Consider the following 16,858-nt stretch of genomic DNA (forward strand, 5'->3'; position numbering starts at 1 on the left):
GGCGCGCAACCAAATCGCGCCTCGCGCATTGCTGGGCATGCTCGGCAGGAAGCCTTACCAAACCCCGCGATGGCCGCCCGGGAACAGGGAGCGCGAAGCCATGTGCTGTTCGTTCTGCGGCGGCCGCGACCACGGCTACGAGGACTGTCCGCAAAGGCCGCCGTCCGACAATCCGGCCGAGCCCAACTTCGATGATCCGCCGGGCGACGATCTGATCAAGAGCGGCCCGGGCGAGGGCAGGCAAGGCGCATAGGAATTTCGTGACCCGGTCGCCCGCGCATCAATGGGCGTGCGCTTCGTTGCGCTTGCGGGTCGCGGCTGCCTTCCTGGCCGATGCCGACCGGCTCCCTGCCGAACGCGAGGCGGAAGCCTTGCCGCCCTTTTCGCCGCCCTTGTGCGCGGCGGGATGGCCGGTGTGCTTGCCGCGGCCGGAGCCGCCCTCCTTCTTGCCGCCGCCATCATCCTTGTTGACGGTGGCCCAGGCGCGGCGCTCGGCTTCCTTCTCGGACACGCCGCGATGCTCGTAGCCCTCGGCGATGTGGTCTGCCTTGCGCTCCTGCTTGTCGGTGTATTTCGATTTTTCTCCACGTGGCATGGCTCTGCTCCCGGGTTCATCCGATGCCCCTGCAACTGCGCAGCCAAGGATGTGGTTCCAATTCCCTTGGTCGCGGCCGGCTGAGAAGGTTCCCGCTGAGCCGCTCCAGGCGTTAGTTCGACGCGATTCCCCAGGGAAAGCGCTAGGTGGGAAACCGCTAGGCACTTTTCCTGACATTGCCCTCTCGGGCGGCGGTTTCGGGGCCGGCGAAGAAAGCGCTCAATTCGGCGGCCGTTTGCGCGGGTGCTTCTTCGGGAAAGAAATGCCCGCCCTGGACCGCATGGCCGCGCAGATCGCCGGCCCAGCCGCGCCACAAGGCCAGTGGTCCGCCTTCGCCGGCATACCATTCAGCGAGCGCGCCTTGCCCGCTCCACAGCGCCAGCACCGCGCAGGCTATGCGCCGGCCGGCGGCGCGATCGGCATAGTCGTGCTCGCGGTCGAGCCTCGCGGCCGCCCGGTACTCCTCGCAGATCGCATGGGCATGGGCGGGATCGCGCAGGGCCTCGACATAGGCCTGGCGCACGCCGGCGGAAAATGTCTCTGGCGACGAGCCCCAGCCGCCCAGGGCATCGTCGACGATCGCGTCGGCCGCACTGGCCAGGAGCTTTTCCGGCAGCGGCTCCGGCTGCGCCAGCAACGACCACGGCCAATAGCCGAGCGCCAGCCTGGCGTCGGCCCGGTCCCAGGCGTCGGCGGTGGGCACGATGTCGAGCACGGCAAGCCTTTCGACGCGGTCGGGATGGTCGAGCGCGAGGCGGTAGGCGACACGTCCGCCGCGATCATGGCCGGCGACCATGAAGCTGGAAAAGCCGAGCTCGGCCATCAGCGCCACCATGTCGCGGGCCATGGCGCGCTTGGCGTAAGGGGCGTGATCGGCGCTCGACGCCGGGCATGAGCTAGCGCCGTAGCCGCGCAGGTCGGCGCATATGACGGTGAACCGGTCCGCCAGGCGTGGCGCCACGTCGCGCCACATCAGATGCGTCTGCGGAAAGCCGTGCAGCAGAAGGACGGCGGGCCCGTCGCCGGCGCGCCGGGCGAAGATGCGGGCGTCGCCGCAGTCGACCTCGAGGGTCTGAAAACCTTCGAACATGATTGCCTCCGCAGGCGAAACGGCGGCAGGATGCGAGCGGTTGCAATGCGCGCCTGCGAAAGCCGCCAACTTTTTCCGCCGACATGCGTTGTCCCTGCGAGCAGAGCGTTTGGACCGAAGACATCGCGAACAGTTCCGCGCGTTGCGCGAGGAGGTTCGGGATGTCTCCGGTCCAAACACAGAGGAGATGACCATGCCGACCAGCACCCAGAGCGACAGTTCGAAAGCAACCAGCAAGCAGCGCAGCATCCAGCGCAAGGTCGACGCCAAGGACCGCGCCAAGGCCAAGCCCAAGGGCGACGGCGCCATGCAGGCCGGCGCGCGAAAATATCCCGCGCCGCCTTTTCCCGCCCAGCATCATCCCAAACCCGGCGAGGAATGGGCCATCGAGCCGGCGCCGCTCTATGACGCGCCGTTCTGGCGCGGTTCGGGAAAGCTGGAAGGCAAGGCGGCGTTGATCACCGGCGGCGATTCCGGGATCGGCCGGGCGGTGGCGGTGCTGTTCGCGCGCGAGGGCGCCGATATCGCCATCGTCTATCTCAGCGAGGACCGTGACGCGGAGGCGACCAAGCAAGCGGTCGAGGCGGAGGGCCGCCGCTGCCTCGCCTTGCGCGGCGATGTCGGCAATCGCGCCTTCTGCGCCAAGGCCGTGGCAAGGGTCGTCAAGGAACTGGGGCGGCTCGACGTGCTGGTCAACAACGCCGCCTTCCAGATCCATTCCACCGATTTCGCCGACCTGACCGAAGAGCATTTCGACACCACGCTGAAGACCAACCTCTACGGCTACTTCCATATGGCGCAGGAGGCGGTGGCGCATATGAAGCCGGGTTCGGCCATCATCAATACCGGTTCGGTCACCGGCATCGAGGGATCGAAGGACCTGGTCGACTACTCCATGACCAAGGGCGGCATCCATGCCTTCACCCGGGCGCTGTCGGGCAACCTCGTCGGCAAGGGCATCCGTGTCAACGCGGTGGCGCCGGGACCGGTGTGGACGCCGCTCAATCCGTCGGAGAAGGAGGCGCAGGACGTGTCGCAGTTCGGCGCCAAGACGCCGATGAAGCGGCCCGCCCAGCCGGAGGAAATCGCGCCCGCCTATGTGTTCCTGGCCTCGCCGCAATGCTCCAGCTACATCACCGGCGAAATCCTGCCGATCGTCGGCGGCTATTGAGGCAAGCCTGTCGAAGGCACGCCATCGACTATTGGGCGGCCGGTGAGGGCGGCCCAACCTGGAAAGGAGGCCGAGATGAGATTTCTCGCCATCATGTCCGTCAGCCTGATGCTCGCCGCGCCCGCCGCGGCGCTGGCGCAGGCCGAGCAGCAGAACCCCGACAAGCAGGCGCCCAGCGAAAAATGCCGGGCCAAGCCCGACGGCAACCAGCAGCCGACCGACAACACGCTGACCGAGACGCTGAACGATTGCGGCGGCGTGCTGAAGCCGCCGCCCACAGGTGACCAGGGCATGGCCGCGCCCGCGCCCAACGAAGGCAAGACGCCGGTGATCAAACCGGGTGAAGTGCCGCCGCAGCCGCCGAAACAGTAGCCGGCGGCTTGCCGCGATGCAGCTATCGGGTTCCGGACCGCCCCTTGAGGCGGCAGGCTTTCAGGGTTTGCCGTTGCCGGGCAGGAATTCCGCCTCGCGCCCGGCATCGATCATGGCCCGCATCGCCTTCTCGGCCGGGGTCCAGCCATCGAGGGCATCGCGGCAGCTGCGCCATGCGGCGCGGTAGCGCCGGCCGTGCTTGCCGGGCCAGTCGCGCAGGCATTCCAGGCCTTCCCAGGCGCTGCGCACCACGCGCTCCCGGGCCGGTCCGACCTTCAGCCTGACCGGACGGGGAAAGAACTTGTCGTTCACGGCGATCTCCATTGAAACTGAGGCGCCCGATAACGCCGGCCGCCGTTCCGGGGTTCCGTCGCGGCCGCTAAACTTTTCGACTAATTTTCAGCCGCCGGGAGCTGCGTCCGACAGCGGCCTCGGCGGCGGCGGGCCGGGAGCCTGCGCGGCGGGCCGGTCGTGCTCGAACTGCCGCGTATCGGGCAAGGCATGCAGCCAGGATTCGCGCCGGCCGATCCACAATTCGTACTCCGGCATGAGATCGGTCGGCGTCACGTCCAGGCTGCCGATCATCACCTCGGCTTCGTCGTCGCTGAGCGAGGCGACACGGCTGCCGCAGGTCGGGCAGAAGCCGCGGCCGGCATAGGTGCCGAGAATGCCCGATGTCTCGAACGCCTGGCGCGGCCAGATGGCGAAGGCGGCAAAGGCGGAGCCGCTGGTCTTGCGGCAATCCTTGCAATGGCAGAGACCCACCCGCAGGGGCGGACCGCTGACGGTGAACTGCACGCCGCCGCAAAGGCAACTGCCGGTTCTGCGCGCGGTGTCGGGCATGGCCGTGGCCTCCAACCATTCGGTGCCGCAATGCGCCCGGGTCCTGCCCCGGGCAACGCTTCCAACGCCGGTCGCGCCGAGCTATCCGCGCGCGGCCATGTGGTTGTCGAGCTTCTTCCTCGAGGGCCCGTAGCGCTTGATGATGGTCTGGGCCTCGCTCTGCGGGATGCCGTATTTGCGGGCGAAAGCGGCAACCTCATAGGTTTCCTCGCTCGAAACCAGCTTGCGATCCTGCTTGATCTTCGATTTGTCGTCCGCCATGCCGAGCCTCACTTTCCACCCCCGGCGCGCCGCCGTCGCGGCGCGACCCTGCGGTCATACATAACAGCATTTGACGCCGCTGGTTCCATAGCGGCTTTTGCGCGCTTTGGCGATCACCCGGACCGGAATATCGGGTCCGCTGCCTCAGGCCGGCTCCAGGCGCGTGGCGGCGAGATACATCAGGGCCGATGTGGCCCACTTCATCAAGGAGCCGGCAAACCGGACTCCGGTTTTTGCGACAGCGGCCCGATCATGTTGCGCCGATCACGACATCCGGAAAAAACTTCGGCGGATATGTCGGATGCGCGGTGCGTGGCGCGTCCTAGGAGCAATTCCAGGAAAGTTCGGTTTCCATCCGGAATTGGGTAAGACAAGCAAACGAAACGGGAGAACAACCATGCCGTCGCCAACCGTCCAATCGCCGTGGCAGACCGCCGCCTTGCTCATCGCCCGCCTGATCTTCGCGGCCGTCTTCCTGATGGCGGTGACGTTCAAGTTCATGGGCATGGGCGCCACCGCCGGCTATATCGCCGCCGCCGGCTTTCCGTTTCCGCTGTTCCTGGCCTGGTGCGCGGCGATACTGGAGGTGCTGCTGGTGATCGCTTTCCTCACCGGCGCCTTCTTCACGCCGGCCGCGCTGGTCGCGGCGGTCTACGTGCTGTTCCTCGGCTTCGCCTTCCACGGACCGAGCCACTGGGCCGGCAACCAGGCGGAATTCGGCTTCTTCGTCGACCATTTTTCCTTCCTGGCCGGGCTGCTGTTCGCCGCCGTGCACGGGCCGGGCCGCGTGCTTTCGTTCAATCCGGGATGGCCGGGCAGGGCGTAGCTACATCTGGTCGTTGTAGGGTTCCTTCATCTGGCCGACCATGCGCGCCAGTTTCGAAAAGGACGGCATGTCAGCTTCGGGCTGGCACTGGTTGGCGAGCTCCAGCAGCCGGATCGGGAAATTGACGGCGTCGCGGCTCGACGCCGACATGCCCTCGGACCGCTCCTCGCTGGTTTCGCCGGCTTCGGCCTTGCGCAGGGCGATGTCGATCTCCTCTGATGTCAGCACGCCCTTCCTGACCAGGACGTGGTTGATCGATGCGACGGCCATCAGCAGGCCCTCGAGTTGCAGGTTGGCGACGTTCATGGCGGTTGCTCCCATCGGTGAGGCGCGTCACGCTGAACAGGGCCCGTGCGACGCACTTGCAGGTATCGGCCTACGCATGTCGCCCAAAACCGAGGTCACTTTGAGGCGGCGTGCATAGGCGTTCAGAACGCGCGGACATCCATTCGCGATCCGCGCTCGGCAAGGAAAATAGTTCAAGACCGATGTCGGGCTGCAGCGCAGGCTTGTTCGTCATCGCCAGGAAGCCCAGGAAACAGGCAAGGAAGCGGATGCAATGACAATCACCATTACGGCATTCAAACGGTCGCCCGACGGCGGCAAGGGACTGGCGCGCGACACGCGCGTTCGCTGGGCGCTCGAGGAAGTGGGCCAGCCCTATGAGGTTCGTCTTGTTTCCCATGCCGAGATGAAGGCGCCCGACCATCTGGCCATTCAGCCCTTCGGCCAGATCCCCACCTACGAGGACGGTTCGCTCTGCCTGTTCGAGACCGGCTCGATCGTCTTCCACCTTGCCGAGCGGTATCCGGGGCTGCTGCCGGAGGATCGCGATGCCCGCGCCCGCGCCATCACCTGGATGTTTGCCGCGCTCAACACCGTCGAGTTGCCGATCCTCGAACTGACGACGGCAAAAATATTCGAGGCCGACAAGCCCTGGAGCGAGGAGCGCCTGCCATTGGTGAAGGACCGCGTTCGCGCCCGGCTGGACAGGCTCTCGGCCCATCTGGGCGGCGCCGACTGGCTCGACGGCGCGTTCAGCGCGGGCGATCTGTTGATGGTATCTGTGCTGCTGCGGCTCAGAATGTCGGGCATTCTGGACGAATATCAAAACCTGGCTGCCTATGTGGCCCGCGGCGAAGCCCGGCCCGCCTATGGCAGGGCGTTCGCCGCGCAATTCGCGGTCAATGCTCCAGCACCCAACTGACAAAGCCGATAGGCCGGGGGAGGATCACGCTGGGACGGGCAAGATAGGATTTTTTTCTTAAAGACTGTTGACGGGGTGAAGGCAACTATGCTATGTTTTTATCTATGGTGCTGAGTTGCGCCGATGACCCGCCCCCGAGGCGGGTTTTTGATTCTGGCGCCGCCGAAACAAGAGCGCCGGTCGTGCTGGGTATTGGCGCGATATTCGAGCGGATCTTCATTCAACGCGCTTGGCGACCTTCACAGCGAGATTGTGACGAAGCCCCGGTTCATTAGTTGGGCTGATCCTGTTCGCCCATGCCGTGAAGGCGTGCATTCGCTGCGCGGGGATGCCTAAAGCCGATAAGGAATTTTTTCCTAAAACCTGTTGACGGGGTGAAGGCAACTATGCTATGTTTTTATCTATGGTGCTGAGTTGCGCCGATGACCCGCCGCCGAGGCGGGTTTTGTGTTTCTGGTTTTGCTTTCCTCTTCGAACGATGGCGCTCTACGGCGCCCCCCTCTGGCCTGCCGGCCATCTCCTCCACGGGTGGGGAGATCGGCTGTTGTCCCGGCTTTCGCCAATCGCCAACGTTGTAGAAAAAAGCGAGGCGCCGAAGCTGCGATCTTCCCCCTCGTGGGGGAGATGTCCGGCAGGACAGAGGGGGACGCGAAGGAATGCGACGTTTCGAACCTGACGATTATCCGCGAGAAATCCCATGCCACGCTATGCCACCATCATCACCGGGGATGACGGCCTTGAGGTCGTCAGCGCCATTGGCGAATTCGAGGGTGCGGCACCGCAGACGCGGCTCGGCCGGATCGAGCAGGTCGCGCCCGGCGTGCTGATCGGCATGGTTCGGGACGCGGCCGGCGGCTTCGCTTTCCCGCAGGCGACAATTCATAGCGGCGCCATCGGCCTCGCCATGGCGGGCCTGAAGGATCTGCCGGGCGTCGCAAAACCTGCCCGGCGGCCGAAGGGCGCCAGGAACGTCAGGAGGAAATCCACCCGCTCGAAGAAGAAGCGGGTCCGGTCGGTCAAGTCCGTGCCGTCGAAGGCCAAGGCCGGCGATGCCGAGGCGGTGACGGGCCATGGCTGACGAAACCGCCGCAGTGCCGGCGCGCGGCAAGGGGCGCAAGCCGGCCGCCGGCCGGAGCGCAAGCCCGGAGGCCGCGCCGAAGACCCGCCGCAAACGCCCGAAAACGCTGGGCGACGACTTTCTCGCCGCCGTGCGCGCCGATTTCCGCGCTCATGGCCCCGGCGTCATCGCCGAAGTGCGGGCCGACAAGCCTGACCAGTATTTGAAGATCGTGCTTTCGGTGCTGCCCAAGGATTTCGATGTCGCCGTCAACCATCTGGATGCCTTGAGCGATGAAGAGATCCGCAGCCGCATCCGCGCGCTCGAAGCCGCGGTCAAACCGTTCCTCGAAGACATCGCCGGTGGCGGCGAGGACGGAATATCTGGCGCTGCTGGCGGAGCTTGACCGCAGGCGTCGTACCAACCAGCTTGCCGCCTACCGGCCCTATGCCAGGCAGGCGGCGTTTCACGCGGCAGGCGCCGCCAACCGCGAGCGGCTGTTCATGGCCGGCAACCAGCTCGGCAAGACCCGCGCCGGCGGCGCCGAATGGGCCATGCACCTGACGGGCCGCTATCCCGCGTGGTGGCAAGGCAAGATTTTCGATGCGCCGGTGCGGCTGTGGGCCGCCGGCGTGACCGGCGAGGGCACGCGCGACAATCCGCAGCGCGTGCTGGTCGGCCCGCCGCAGCAGCAGGCGCAATGGGGCACCGGCATGATCCCGGCCGATGCCATCGTCGACACCATGATGGGCCGCGGCGCGCCGGGCGCGCTCGACAGCGTCGTGGTGCGCCATGGCGGCGGCGGCGATGTTCAGGCCGGCGAGAGCGTGCTGTCGTTCAAGAGTTTCGAGAAAGGCCGCGAGAAATGGCAGGGCGAAACGCTGCACGGCGTCTGGTTCGACGAGGAACCGCCGCTCGACATCTATTCCGAGGGCCTGACCCGCACCAACGCCACCGGCGGCATCACCATCGTCACCTTCACGCCGCTGCTCGGCATGTCCGATGTGGTGCTGCTGTTTTTGTCGGCGGCGGAGGTGGAGGGGATGGGGAAGGGGTGATGGAGAAGAAACTGATTGGGGACGAGCGGCATCGCACTTGGCGCTTGCTCGCCTTCGTCGGCGCTGCCCCTCATCCGGCTGCCGCCACCTTCTCCCCGTAATGACGGGGAGAAGGGAGCTGGCCGCAATCTCGGCGCCGATTCTTGAACGTTCGCGATTGGCGAAACCGTCGACAACAGCACCCCTCTCCCCGTCACTATACGGGGAGAGGATGCCGGCAGGCAGGTGAGGGGCGGCGCGACGTTGGTCCGAAAAACGTAGCCTTCACAAGACGCTACATCGATTATCTCGAAAGTGATTCAGGATCCCCCATGTCCCGTCACGTCACCTTCATGACCATAGACGACGCCGAGCATTATTCGCCCGATGAGCGCGCGGCGATCGTTGCCGCCTATCCCGCGCATGAGCGCGAGGCGCGCGCCCGGGGCATTCCCGTGCTGGGGTCCGGCCGCATCTTTCCGGTGGCGGAGGAGTTGATTGCCTGCGCGCCGTTCCGGCTGCCGCGCTACTGGCCGCGCATCGGGGCGCTCGATTTCGGCTGGGACCACCCTTCCGCCGCGGTCGAGCTCGCCTGGGATACGGAGGCCGACGTCGTCTATGTCGCCAAGGCCGCGCGCGCCTCGCAGCAGACGCCCGCCATGCAGGCGCTGACCCTGAAGCCTTGGGGCGAATGGCTGCCCTGGGCGTGGCCGCGCGACGGCCGCCGCGAAACGCTGGAAGGGGCGGGCACCGCGCTCGCCAAGCAATATGCCGCGCACGGGCTGAACATGCTGTCGCGCCACGCGCAATTCCCCGACGGTTCGGTCTCGGTCGAGGCCGGGCTGATGGAGATGCTCGACCGCATGCAGTCCGGCCGGTTCAAGGTGTTTTCGACGCTTGTCCCCTGGTTCGAGGAGTTCCGGCTCTATCATCGCAAGGACGGCCAGGTGGTCAAACTTCGCGACGATTTGATGGCGGCGACGCGTTATGGCGTGATGATGCTCAGGGAAGCGGTGGTCGATCCGGCGGAGTTCAGGACTGCGAGACGGGCGAAGGGGCAGAGCGATCCGCTGGGGGCGTTCAGGTGAGGGCGGAGGGCTCTTCGAAGCGTCGCGGCAGCGCAATTCCCGCTGGAGGAAACGGGCGCTCCGGCGCCGGCCCGATAGCCCGCGCTGCGATGTCCCTGCGGGGCCTACTCCACGATTTTCCAATATGAATCCTTGCGGATCACCTTGCCGTCGCGAAACGTGTAGAAGTCGCAACCCCTGACCTCCTTTTTCTCCCCCTCGCGGGTGGTACCTGTGAGGATCCATTTCGAGATGCCGGTATTGGCGGTCGAATCCACAAAATGCTCGGCGTTGCCGTAGTGGACATCGGGCAAGCCTTCAAAGCGTGTCGCCAGTGCTTGCCGTACGTTTTCCTTGCCCTCGAAACGAGAACCCCAAGGATTGCCTCCCCTCGGCATCTCCAGGATGCAGTCGTCGGAAAAGAACGCCATGATGCGATCGAGATCGTGCGCGTTGAAGGCCTCAGATATCTGCGTCAGCGCCGATCGAATGTCCATTCGCCCGTCTCCCTTCAATTGGATGACCGATGTTTTGCTCCCGCATTCTATGGTCGAAGTAGGTCACCGGAGAGGAGACCGGTCAAGGGCGTGAATTTTTCACGCGGCACTCACACAGATGAACCTTATCCCCCGGGCTCTGGCATCCGCATGACCCTCCGCATCATCCCCGCGACCCTGCGCGATCTCTCCTATATCGCCGCCAATTTGCGGCCCGAGGATCGCGCCGAGATCGATTGCCAGCTCGACTACTGGTCGCCGGCGCTGCTGGCGCTCACCGCGCTGCAAGGGTTTGCCTATGTGGCCGAGCTCGGCGGCAATCCGGAGGTCGGCTTCGGCGCGGCCGAACAGCGGAGCGGGCTTTGGATCGCCTGGAGCTGGGGCACGCGCCGCATGAGGCGCTGCGTGCCCGGGATTACGGAGTTCTTTCACGCGGTGCTCGGTCCGCAAGTTTCCGCCCGCGGTGCCTGGCGGGTCGAGGCGCGGGCGCTGGCCGGCAATGAACTGGCGCTGCGCTGGCTTGCGCGGCTGGGCGCCACGCAACGTTGCCTGCTGCCCGGATATGGCCGGAACGGCGAAGATTTTTTCCTCTACGACTGGACAAGAGAAGGCTGGAACCATGTGTCTGTTTCAAAAACCACCGGAACTGAAGCCGCTGCCGGCAGTGCCGACGGCCGGGGATAAGGACGTGCAGGCGCGCGAAGCAGCACTTCGGGCTGAGCTCGAACAACGCCAGGGCACGGCCAGCACCATAAAGACCGATCTGGCGCCCGGTAGCCTCGCCGGCCAGCGCCGCGTGCTTTTGGGGGTGTAACCATGACCGCGATGAAGCGCAGTTTTCGCCGGCGCGTGCTGGACTGGTGGTATTGGAGACGGCATGCAAGGTTGGTGAAGCGGCGTGGCGGGTGAACGCTGCCAATCTCCCCCACGAGGGGGGAGATTGGCAGCTTCCACCGCTCACCCCTTCTTCGCGAATGCCCAGACCATCATCGGGTATTCCTCGTCGTTGCTGAGGTCCCGCCACAGGCCGTAGGCGCGGACCGGGCCGCCTATGTGGGCGCGGGCGCAGGCCTTGTTGCCCCAGCCGAACGCCTGGACGTTGTCCTCGGCGAAGCCGCCATCGACCATCAGCTGCTTCAGGCCGGCCGGCGTCCACCTGTTGTAGTCGTGCGGCCTGGCGTGTACGCGAAACAGGAAGGGCGTCGCCACCATCGCCCAGCCGCCCTCGCGGGTCATGGCGTGGATGTTCCGCGCCGCCGCCTGCGGCCGCTGCACATGTTCCAGCACCTGGTCGGCGATGACGATGGAATATTGCTCGTCGGTGCGATCCTTGCAGATGTCGAAATCGGGGAAGTCGACCGAGCGATAGTTGGGGCACATCGCCTTCCAGTAGCGGTTCCAGCCGGGCGAGATCTCGATCACGTCGCGCGATTTGCGGTTGGCGGCCGTCAGGAAAGTGGTGAAGGCTTCGATCTGGCGGATGCGCAGCCAGTTGCGGGAATCATAGCCGATGAGCCGTTTAACGGTACGTTTGCTCTGGTTCTTCAGGGCGGCAAGGCTTGTCGTCGTCACATCGACCTCCTGCAAAACCCCGCCGCGAGACGTTCCTAGACCAAGAACCGCGCAAAAGAATGACATCGTCGGCTGAAGCTGCCGATCTCCCCCCTTGAGGGGGAGATGTCGCCGGAGGCGACAGAGGGGGTCGCCTCGCATGAAGCGCTAACCTCCTTCTGTTGCAGAAGGCCGAACCCGGTCGATCCGACCCCCTCTGGCCGCTTTGCGGCCATCTCCCCCTCAAGGGGGGAGATCCCCCAGTTTTAACGAGGCCCCCATGACCAGCGATTCCCGCGCCCGCGATATTCTTTCCCGCCAGTCCGAACTCGAGAGTGAGCGCGCCGCCTACGAGCCCGTCTGGGAGGCGGTGGCGGAGTTCTGCGATCCCGATGCGCCCGATATCCGCTCCGGGCGCGGTGCCCGCCGCGGCGACAGCCAGGCCGAGCGGCAGGAGCGGCGCGGCGCCCGCGTCTATGCCAACACCATCAACTCGGCCGCCAACCGGCTGGCCGCCGGGCTGGAAAGCCTGATCATCCCGCAGTCGGAGAAATGGCACGGGCTGACCACCGCCGAGATGGACGACGAGGAGACCGACGAGGAAAAGGAATGGGCGGAAAACCTGCGCGACTTCCTGTTTTCGCTGCGCTACTCCGCCAATTCCAATTTCGTGCCGGCGACGCAAGCCTGCCTGCGCAATGTCGTGCGCTACGGTCCGGCCTATCTCTATGCCGAGGAAGGGTTCGGTTCGACGCTGATCCGCTACGCCTCGATCCCGGTGGTGGAAGGCTATCTCTCGCGCAACCGCTGGGGCCAGGTCGACATCTTCCACCGCCGCTACGAACGCACCGCGCGCCAGGCGGCGCAGCTGCTCGGCTATGAAAAACTGCCGGCGCGCATCAGGACGCTGGTCGACGACCCCGCCAAATGCGAGGAGAAGATCGCGCTCATCCAGTGCATCCAGCCGCGTGACGAGCGCCGCATGTACCGATCGGGCGGAAGCTACCGCTATCTCGACGCCGCCTTCGCCTCCTACCATGTCATCGAGGACGAGGAGGAGATCGTGCGCGAGAGCGGTTTTCGCACCTTCCCGGTGTCGGCCTTCAACTGGCGCCGCTACGAGGGCGACGCCTATGGCATCTCGCCGACCATCGAAGCCTTGACGACCGTGCGCGAGGAAAACGCGGTCCGCCGCTCGGGCCTGCGCGCGCTGCAACAGATCACCGATCCGCCGACGGCGTCGAAGGCCAGGCTCGACTATGTGCCGGTGCTCGATCCGGGCGAGAATTATCCGGGCCTCATCGACGACAATGGCAGGCCGCTGATCGCGCCGATCACCACCGGGCAGAACCCGAGCTACGCCTTCGACTATGCGGCGAGCCGGGCGGAGGAGATCCGCGACATGATGTTCGTCAACCTGTTCCAGACCCTGGTGCAGAACCCGCAGATGACCGCCACCGAGGCGCTGATCCGCCAGGAGGAGAAGGGCGCGCTGCTCGGGCCGTCGGGCTCGATCATCCAGGCGGGCTTTGCCACCAATCTCGACCGCGAGCTCGGCATATTGGAGGACAAGGGCCTCTATGACGAGGACAGCCGGTTCCTGCCGCCGGCGAGCCTGGCGGGCAAGGCGGTGCGGCCGACCTTCACCGGTCCGCTCGATGTCTTGCGCCGCTCGGCGGAAGCGCGCGACACCATCCAGCTGGTGACCACGGCCATGCAGATGGCGCAGTTCGACCCTGATGTGATGGACAATATCGACAGCGACGAGGCGCTCAAGATCGTGCAGAGCGCCGGCCGCAGCCCGCAGCGCATCTTCCGCCGCAAGGATGAGGTGGCGGGCCTGCGCGACGCGAGGGCCAAGGCCAGCCAGGCGCAGGCCGGCATGGCGGCGATCGCCACCGCCGGCAAGGTGGCCAAGGACGCGGTGCCGGCGGCCGTGCAGGCGCGCGACAGCGGCCTGCTCGAAGGCCTGCAAGGCATGCTGCAGGGCGGCACCGCCGATGGGCCGGCACCTGATGCCGGCGCCCAGGGCGCGATGCCGGCCGGACAGCGCGCATGAGCCGCAAACGCTTCGCTCACGCGTCGCAAAGCGGCGGCCCCGCCAAAGCGCGCGAGGCGCTGGCCAAGGCGTATATGCGCGTGTTTTCCGGCGAGGACGGCGAAATGGTGCTGGCCGATCTCGCGGCGACGGTCGGCTATTTCAGGCGCCCGTCATACGGCGAGTGGATGGCGCGGACCAGAACCCCCAATGGCTTCGAGCTGCACAGCGCGCTCAGCAACGCGCGCGCCGAAGTGGTGCAGCACATTATGGGGTTCCTGACGCTGGACGAGGCGCAGCTCGTGGCGCTGGAAAAGGCGGCACGGGAGGAGGAGAGGTGAGGCGCTGAAGCGCCGATCTCCCCCCTTGCGGGGGGATGCCCGGCAGGGCAGGGGGGCGCTGTCCCGCCGGCCTTGCCGTGTTCATCGCACGGCGATCAAATCACGAGCGGTCGCTCAAGCCGGGCCCTAGACGACAAACATATGGCCATGTTCAAAGTTCGGCAGCGACCGAGGTCGGCGCTCTACGGCGCCCCCCTCTGTCCTGCCGGACATCTCCCCCACGAGGGGGGAGATCGGCGGTCTGGCCGCCGGTGATTCAATAATTGCCGTTGTAGTACCGGTCGTCGCAAGGCGCGGTGTAGATGCGGCCGTAGCGGTCCTGGTAGCGGCAGAGCTGGTCGCCGCGGCGCTGCGGGGTGGTGGCCGAGCCGACGACGGCGCCGAGCAAGGCGCCGCTGGCCGCGCCGATGACCGTGCTCTTGGTGTTGCCGCCGATGGCCTGGCCGACGAGGGCGCCGCCGGCGCCGCCGATCAGCGCACCGGTTCCGGCCCGCTGCTGGCCTTCCGTCTGCGCGCAGCCCGCCAGCGCGGCGATCATCAAAACGGCGGCAGTTGTTTTGTGAAGGTTCATGTGACGTCTCCCTTAAAGATTTGAAATCCCTATCGATCGTCCCGTGCGGCCGCATTGCGGCGGAACGGCGGCACAGGCTGTCACGATATAAGACATGGTTTCTCGGGCGTTGATGAACCGGGAGGCGAAACACCTCTTTCGAACAAGGCGCTAGCGCCGATGCCTGTCAAAATGATTCAGCCTGAGCGGTCCCGGCCGTGTCTGGCCGCCCTTCCTGCCGCGTAGACCGCTCCTCTCCCTCACACAAGGACGATTGGCGGCGCCACCAGTTCACTTCCAACCTAACCCTCAAAAGGAACATCACATGACAGATCTGGCAGATGCCGGGTCCGTGGCTGCCTCGTCGCAGCCGGCGGGCAACCCGGAACGGCCTCCGGCAGGCGCGGATAACGGGTCCGCCGTGCTTGCCGGCAAAAGTTGGTTTGACGGTCTTTCCGAAGGCAACCGCAAGCTTGCTGAAGCCAAGGGCTGGACCAAGCCTGAAAGCCTCGATCGGGTTTTCACATCCTATGCGGAGCTGGAGCGGCGGCAGGGCGAAAGCCTGCGCGTTCCAGCCAGGGACGCGCCTAAGGAAGACTGGGACAAATTCCATGCCCGGCTGCCCGAGGCGATGCGTCCGCTGACATCGCCCGAAAAGGTCGAATACCGGCGGCCCGACGGCCTGCCGGAAACCTTCGCCTATTCGGACGAACTCGCCCAGGCGTCCAAGGCCTGGGCGGTCGAAGCCGGCGCCACGCCGAAGATCGCCCAGGCCTATCATGACAGGTTCGTCGGCTACATGGCCGAGCAGGCGGCGGCCCAGCAGGCAGCGCTCGCCCGCTCGGTCGAAGCCACCCATGACGACCTCGTCAAGGATTGGGGGCCTACCGACAGCGATGGCTTTCGCCAGAAGTTGGAGGTGGCCAACCGGGCGATGAAGAAGCTCGGCCTGGTCGATGCCTACAAGCAGAAAGGCATCCTTCTGCCCGACGGCGCCCTGACCGATCCGCAGATCGCCAGGGCCTTCCAGGCGATCGGCGAGGCGATGTTCCGCGAAGACACGATCGACGCCGACGCGGCGCCGCGGGGGCAAAACCCCTTCCGGCGCAACGCCGCCGGCGAGCGCAACGTTTCGGCCATTTCAGCCCTTGTCAAAAGCGACCCTCAACGCGCCCGGCGGCTGGCCAGGGAAGCGGGCGAAAACCCGGATCTCTGGATGCCGAACAACCCGCTCTGATCCCGACGCATCAGCCGCCGATCAATCTCTCAAAGGAAAGACAAAATGGCAGACGCCTATACCCGTATCGCGGACGCGATCGTTCCGTCCGTTTATGCCCAATACGCTTTCGAGGAGCACGTCCAGTCGCTCGAAATCTACCAGGCCGGCATCCTGTTTTCCGATCCGGCCATCTCCTCGAAACTGTCGATGGGCGGCCGTTCCGTCGACATGCCCGGCTGGAAGGACCTCGGCAACGATCCGTCCGAGCCGGTCAATGACGATCCGGCCGATTCCATCGAGATGAAGAAGATCGGCTCGCGCCGCGAGGTCGCCGCCCGCAATGTCCGCGCCCAGGCGTGGGGCGTTCCCGACCTGACCTCCATCCTGGCGGGCGACGATCCGCAGAAGCTGATCGTCAAGCGGCAGACCGAGTACTGGCAGCGCGCCAACAAGCTGACCTTGATCGGCATGCTCAAAGGTGTCGTCGCCGACAATCTGGCCAATGACGGCGGCGACCTGGTGCGCGCCACCGGCACCTCCATCGTCGACACCGACATCATCGAGGCGGCCTACCTGATGGGCGACCGCGCCGACAAGTTCCGCACCCTCTGGATTCATTCCAAGCAGATGAAAGCGCTGAAGCTCGCCGACCTCATCGACTATGTGCCGTCCTCGCAGCAGGGCGGGCCGCTCATCCCCTATTACATGGGGCTGCGCTGCGTGGTCGACGATGACATCCCGCAGGCGGCGGGCGTCTACACCGCGTTCATGTTCAAAGACAAGGCGATCCTGTGGAACGAGCTGCCCGTGAACACCGAAGGCGGGCCGCTCGAGTTCGACCGCAAGCCGCGCCAGGGCCATGGCGGCGGGGTGACGGAAATGGTCGGCCGCCGGCATTTCGTGCCGCATGTGCCGGGCACCCGCTTCCTCGACGCCTCCACCGCCGGCGAATTCGCCACCGACGCGGAGCTGGCGCTGGCGGCGAACTGGGACCGCACCGCGTCGAGCGTCAAGACCATGACGTTCATCGCTCTGAAGACGACCGAGGCATAGGGTTTCGTCTCCCGGGAGGTGGGCCAGGCCCACCTCCTTCCTGCGAGCGCTGGCGCTTGAACATTGACGCCAACCGTCGATGC

Annotated in this window: 22 protein-coding genes and 1 pseudogene; 14 read left to right on the top strand and 9 right to left on the bottom strand. The window is 65.8% G+C overall.

Features of this window, described 5'->3' with window-relative positions; genetic code table 11:
* Window positions 1–100: 100 nt before the first annotated feature.
* Window positions 101–253: a hypothetical protein gene (locus tag FJ940_RS28520; protein ID WP_181167215.1), complete on the top strand. Its 153-nt coding sequence runs from the start codon at window positions 101–103 to the stop codon at window positions 251–253.
* A gap of 27 nt (window positions 254–280) precedes the next feature.
* On the opposite strand, the gene FJ940_RS20445 is transcribed toward FJ940_RS28520, so the two are convergent.
* The gene (locus tag FJ940_RS20445) at window positions 281–595 is read right to left on the bottom strand and encodes a plasmid stabilization protein (RefSeq protein ID WP_140499991.1); all 315 of its coding nucleotides are present in this window, start codon (window positions 593–595) and stop codon (window positions 281–283) included.
* A gap of 157 nt (window positions 596–752) precedes the next feature.
* Complete coding sequence (locus tag FJ940_RS20450; RefSeq protein ID WP_140657717.1) at window positions 753–1,685, bottom strand: alpha/beta hydrolase; 933 nt, start codon at window positions 1,683–1,685, stop codon at window positions 753–755.
* Window positions 1,686–1,878: 193 nt separating this feature from the next.
* On the opposite strand from FJ940_RS20450, the gene FJ940_RS20455 reads away from it, so the two are divergent.
* Window positions 1,879–2,856: an SDR family oxidoreductase gene (locus tag FJ940_RS20455; RefSeq protein WP_140499988.1), complete on the top strand. Its 978-nt coding sequence runs from the start codon at window positions 1,879–1,881 to the stop codon at window positions 2,854–2,856.
* Between the two features lie 75 nt (window positions 2,857–2,931).
* Window positions 2,932–3,228, top strand: a complete 297-nt coding sequence (locus FJ940_RS20460; protein WP_140582360.1) for a hypothetical protein — start codon at window positions 2,932–2,934, stop codon at window positions 3,226–3,228.
* 60 nt (window positions 3,229–3,288) lie between these two features.
* On the opposite strand, the gene FJ940_RS20465 is transcribed toward FJ940_RS20460, so the two are convergent.
* The 3 genes from FJ940_RS20465 to FJ940_RS20475 form a co-directional block, all read right to left on the bottom strand.
* A complete protein-coding gene (locus FJ940_RS20465; protein WP_140582358.1) occupies window positions 3,289–3,540 on the bottom strand; it encodes a DUF982 domain-containing protein in 252 nt (83 codons plus the stop codon).
* Between the two features lie 87 nt (window positions 3,541–3,627).
* Window positions 3,628–4,071, bottom strand: a complete 444-nt coding sequence (locus FJ940_RS20470) for a GFA family protein (protein ID WP_140657719.1) — start codon at window positions 4,069–4,071, stop codon at window positions 3,628–3,630.
* A gap of 81 nt (window positions 4,072–4,152) precedes the next feature.
* Entirely contained in the window at window positions 4,153–4,332 is a 180-nt protein-coding gene (locus tag FJ940_RS20475) for a DUF3606 domain-containing protein (protein ID WP_115144153.1), read from the bottom strand.
* Window positions 4,333–4,729: 397 nt separating this feature from the next.
* On the opposite strand from FJ940_RS20475, the gene FJ940_RS20480 reads away from it, so the two are divergent.
* Window positions 4,730–5,158, top strand: coding sequence for a DoxX family protein (locus FJ940_RS20480; RefSeq protein ID WP_140499981.1), 429 nt, complete (start codon window positions 4,730–4,732; stop codon window positions 5,156–5,158).
* Here FJ940_RS20480 and FJ940_RS20485 read toward each other — a convergent pair whose 3' ends face one another.
* On the bottom strand, window positions 5,159–5,464 hold the full coding sequence (locus tag FJ940_RS20485; RefSeq protein WP_140499979.1) for a hypothetical protein: 306 nt from the start codon (window positions 5,462–5,464) through the stop codon (window positions 5,159–5,161).
* A 253-nt stretch (window positions 5,465–5,717) separates the two neighbouring features.
* Here FJ940_RS20485 and FJ940_RS20490 point away from each other — a divergent pair, with 253 nt between their 5' ends.
* From FJ940_RS20490 to FJ940_RS20515, 5 genes and pseudogenes are all read left to right on the top strand, one after another.
* On the top strand, window positions 5,718–6,365 hold the full coding sequence (locus tag FJ940_RS20490; RefSeq protein WP_140499977.1) for a glutathione S-transferase family protein: 648 nt from the start codon (window positions 5,718–5,720) through the stop codon (window positions 6,363–6,365).
* 697 nt (window positions 6,366–7,062) lie between these two features.
* Window positions 7,063–7,443, top strand: a complete 381-nt coding sequence (locus FJ940_RS20500) for a hypothetical protein (protein ID WP_140521518.1) — start codon at window positions 7,063–7,065, stop codon at window positions 7,441–7,443.
* The gene (locus FJ940_RS20505; protein WP_140657721.1) at window positions 7,436–7,828 is read left to right on the top strand and encodes a hypothetical protein; all 393 of its coding nucleotides are present in this window, start codon (window positions 7,436–7,438) and stop codon (window positions 7,826–7,828) included. The genes FJ940_RS20500 and FJ940_RS20505 overlap by 8 nt, the downstream gene beginning before the upstream one ends.
* A pseudogene (locus FJ940_RS20510) lies at window positions 7,785–8,444 on the top strand (terminase family protein); the annotation flags it as partial. The gene FJ940_RS20505 and the pseudogene FJ940_RS20510, both read left to right, overlap by 44 nt.
* 347 nt (window positions 8,445–8,791) lie before the next feature.
* On the top strand, window positions 8,792–9,547 hold the full coding sequence (locus FJ940_RS20515) for a terminase family protein (RefSeq protein WP_140657723.1): 756 nt from the start codon (window positions 8,792–8,794) through the stop codon (window positions 9,545–9,547).
* Window positions 9,548–9,651: 104 nt separating this feature from the next.
* On the opposite strand, the gene FJ940_RS20520 is transcribed toward FJ940_RS20515, so the two are convergent.
* A complete protein-coding gene (locus FJ940_RS20520; protein ID WP_140521521.1) occupies window positions 9,652–10,023 on the bottom strand; it encodes a nuclear transport factor 2 family protein in 372 nt (123 codons plus the stop codon).
* A gap of 150 nt (window positions 10,024–10,173) precedes the next feature.
* On the opposite strand from FJ940_RS20520, the gene FJ940_RS20525 reads away from it, so the two are divergent.
* On the top strand, window positions 10,174–10,707 hold the full coding sequence (locus FJ940_RS20525; RefSeq protein WP_140521522.1) for a hypothetical protein: 534 nt from the start codon (window positions 10,174–10,176) through the stop codon (window positions 10,705–10,707).
* A gap of 273 nt (window positions 10,708–10,980) precedes the next feature.
* Here FJ940_RS20525 and FJ940_RS20530 read toward each other — a convergent pair whose 3' ends face one another.
* Window positions 10,981–11,595 (bottom strand): methyltransferase domain-containing protein, encoded by a 615-nt coding sequence (locus FJ940_RS20530; RefSeq protein ID WP_224519113.1) that lies wholly within the window; start codon window positions 11,593–11,595, stop codon window positions 10,981–10,983.
* Window positions 11,596–11,854: 259 nt separating this feature from the next.
* Here FJ940_RS20530 and FJ940_RS20535 point away from each other — a divergent pair, with 259 nt between their 5' ends.
* Together FJ940_RS20535 and FJ940_RS20540 are read left to right on the top strand one after the other, a co-directional pair.
* On the top strand, window positions 11,855–13,633 hold the full coding sequence (locus tag FJ940_RS20535; RefSeq protein ID WP_140630711.1) for a portal protein: 1,779 nt from the start codon (window positions 11,855–11,857) through the stop codon (window positions 13,631–13,633).
* A complete protein-coding gene (locus FJ940_RS20540; RefSeq protein ID WP_140623028.1) occupies window positions 13,630–13,953 on the top strand; it encodes a hypothetical protein in 324 nt (107 codons plus the stop codon). Before FJ940_RS20535 ends, FJ940_RS20540 begins: the two co-directional genes overlap by 4 nt.
* Window positions 13,954–14,209: 256 nt before the next feature.
* Here the strand turns inward: FJ940_RS20540 and FJ940_RS20545 are convergent, their stop codons facing one another.
* Window positions 14,210–14,524: a YMGG-like glycine zipper-containing protein gene (locus FJ940_RS20545; RefSeq protein WP_140521524.1), complete on the bottom strand. Its 315-nt coding sequence runs from the start codon at window positions 14,522–14,524 to the stop codon at window positions 14,210–14,212.
* A 304-nt stretch (window positions 14,525–14,828) separates the two neighbouring features.
* Between FJ940_RS20545 and FJ940_RS20550 the strand changes: the two genes are divergently transcribed.
* Window positions 14,829–15,740 carry a hypothetical protein gene (locus FJ940_RS20550; RefSeq protein WP_140657725.1) on the top strand — a complete coding sequence of 304 codons (912 nt, stop codon included), beginning with the start codon at window positions 14,829–14,831 and terminating at the stop codon, window positions 15,738–15,740.
* Window positions 15,741–15,785: 45 nt separating this feature from the next.
* Window positions 15,786–16,775 (top strand): Coat protein, encoded by a 990-nt coding sequence (locus tag FJ940_RS20555; RefSeq protein WP_140567611.1) that lies wholly within the window; start codon window positions 15,786–15,788, stop codon window positions 16,773–16,775.
* Window positions 16,776–16,858 lie beyond the last annotated feature (83 nt).

The organism is Mesorhizobium sp. B2-3-7 (genome assembly GCF_006442695.1).
Taxonomy (GTDB): Bacteria; Pseudomonadota; Alphaproteobacteria; order Rhizobiales; family Rhizobiaceae; genus Mesorhizobium.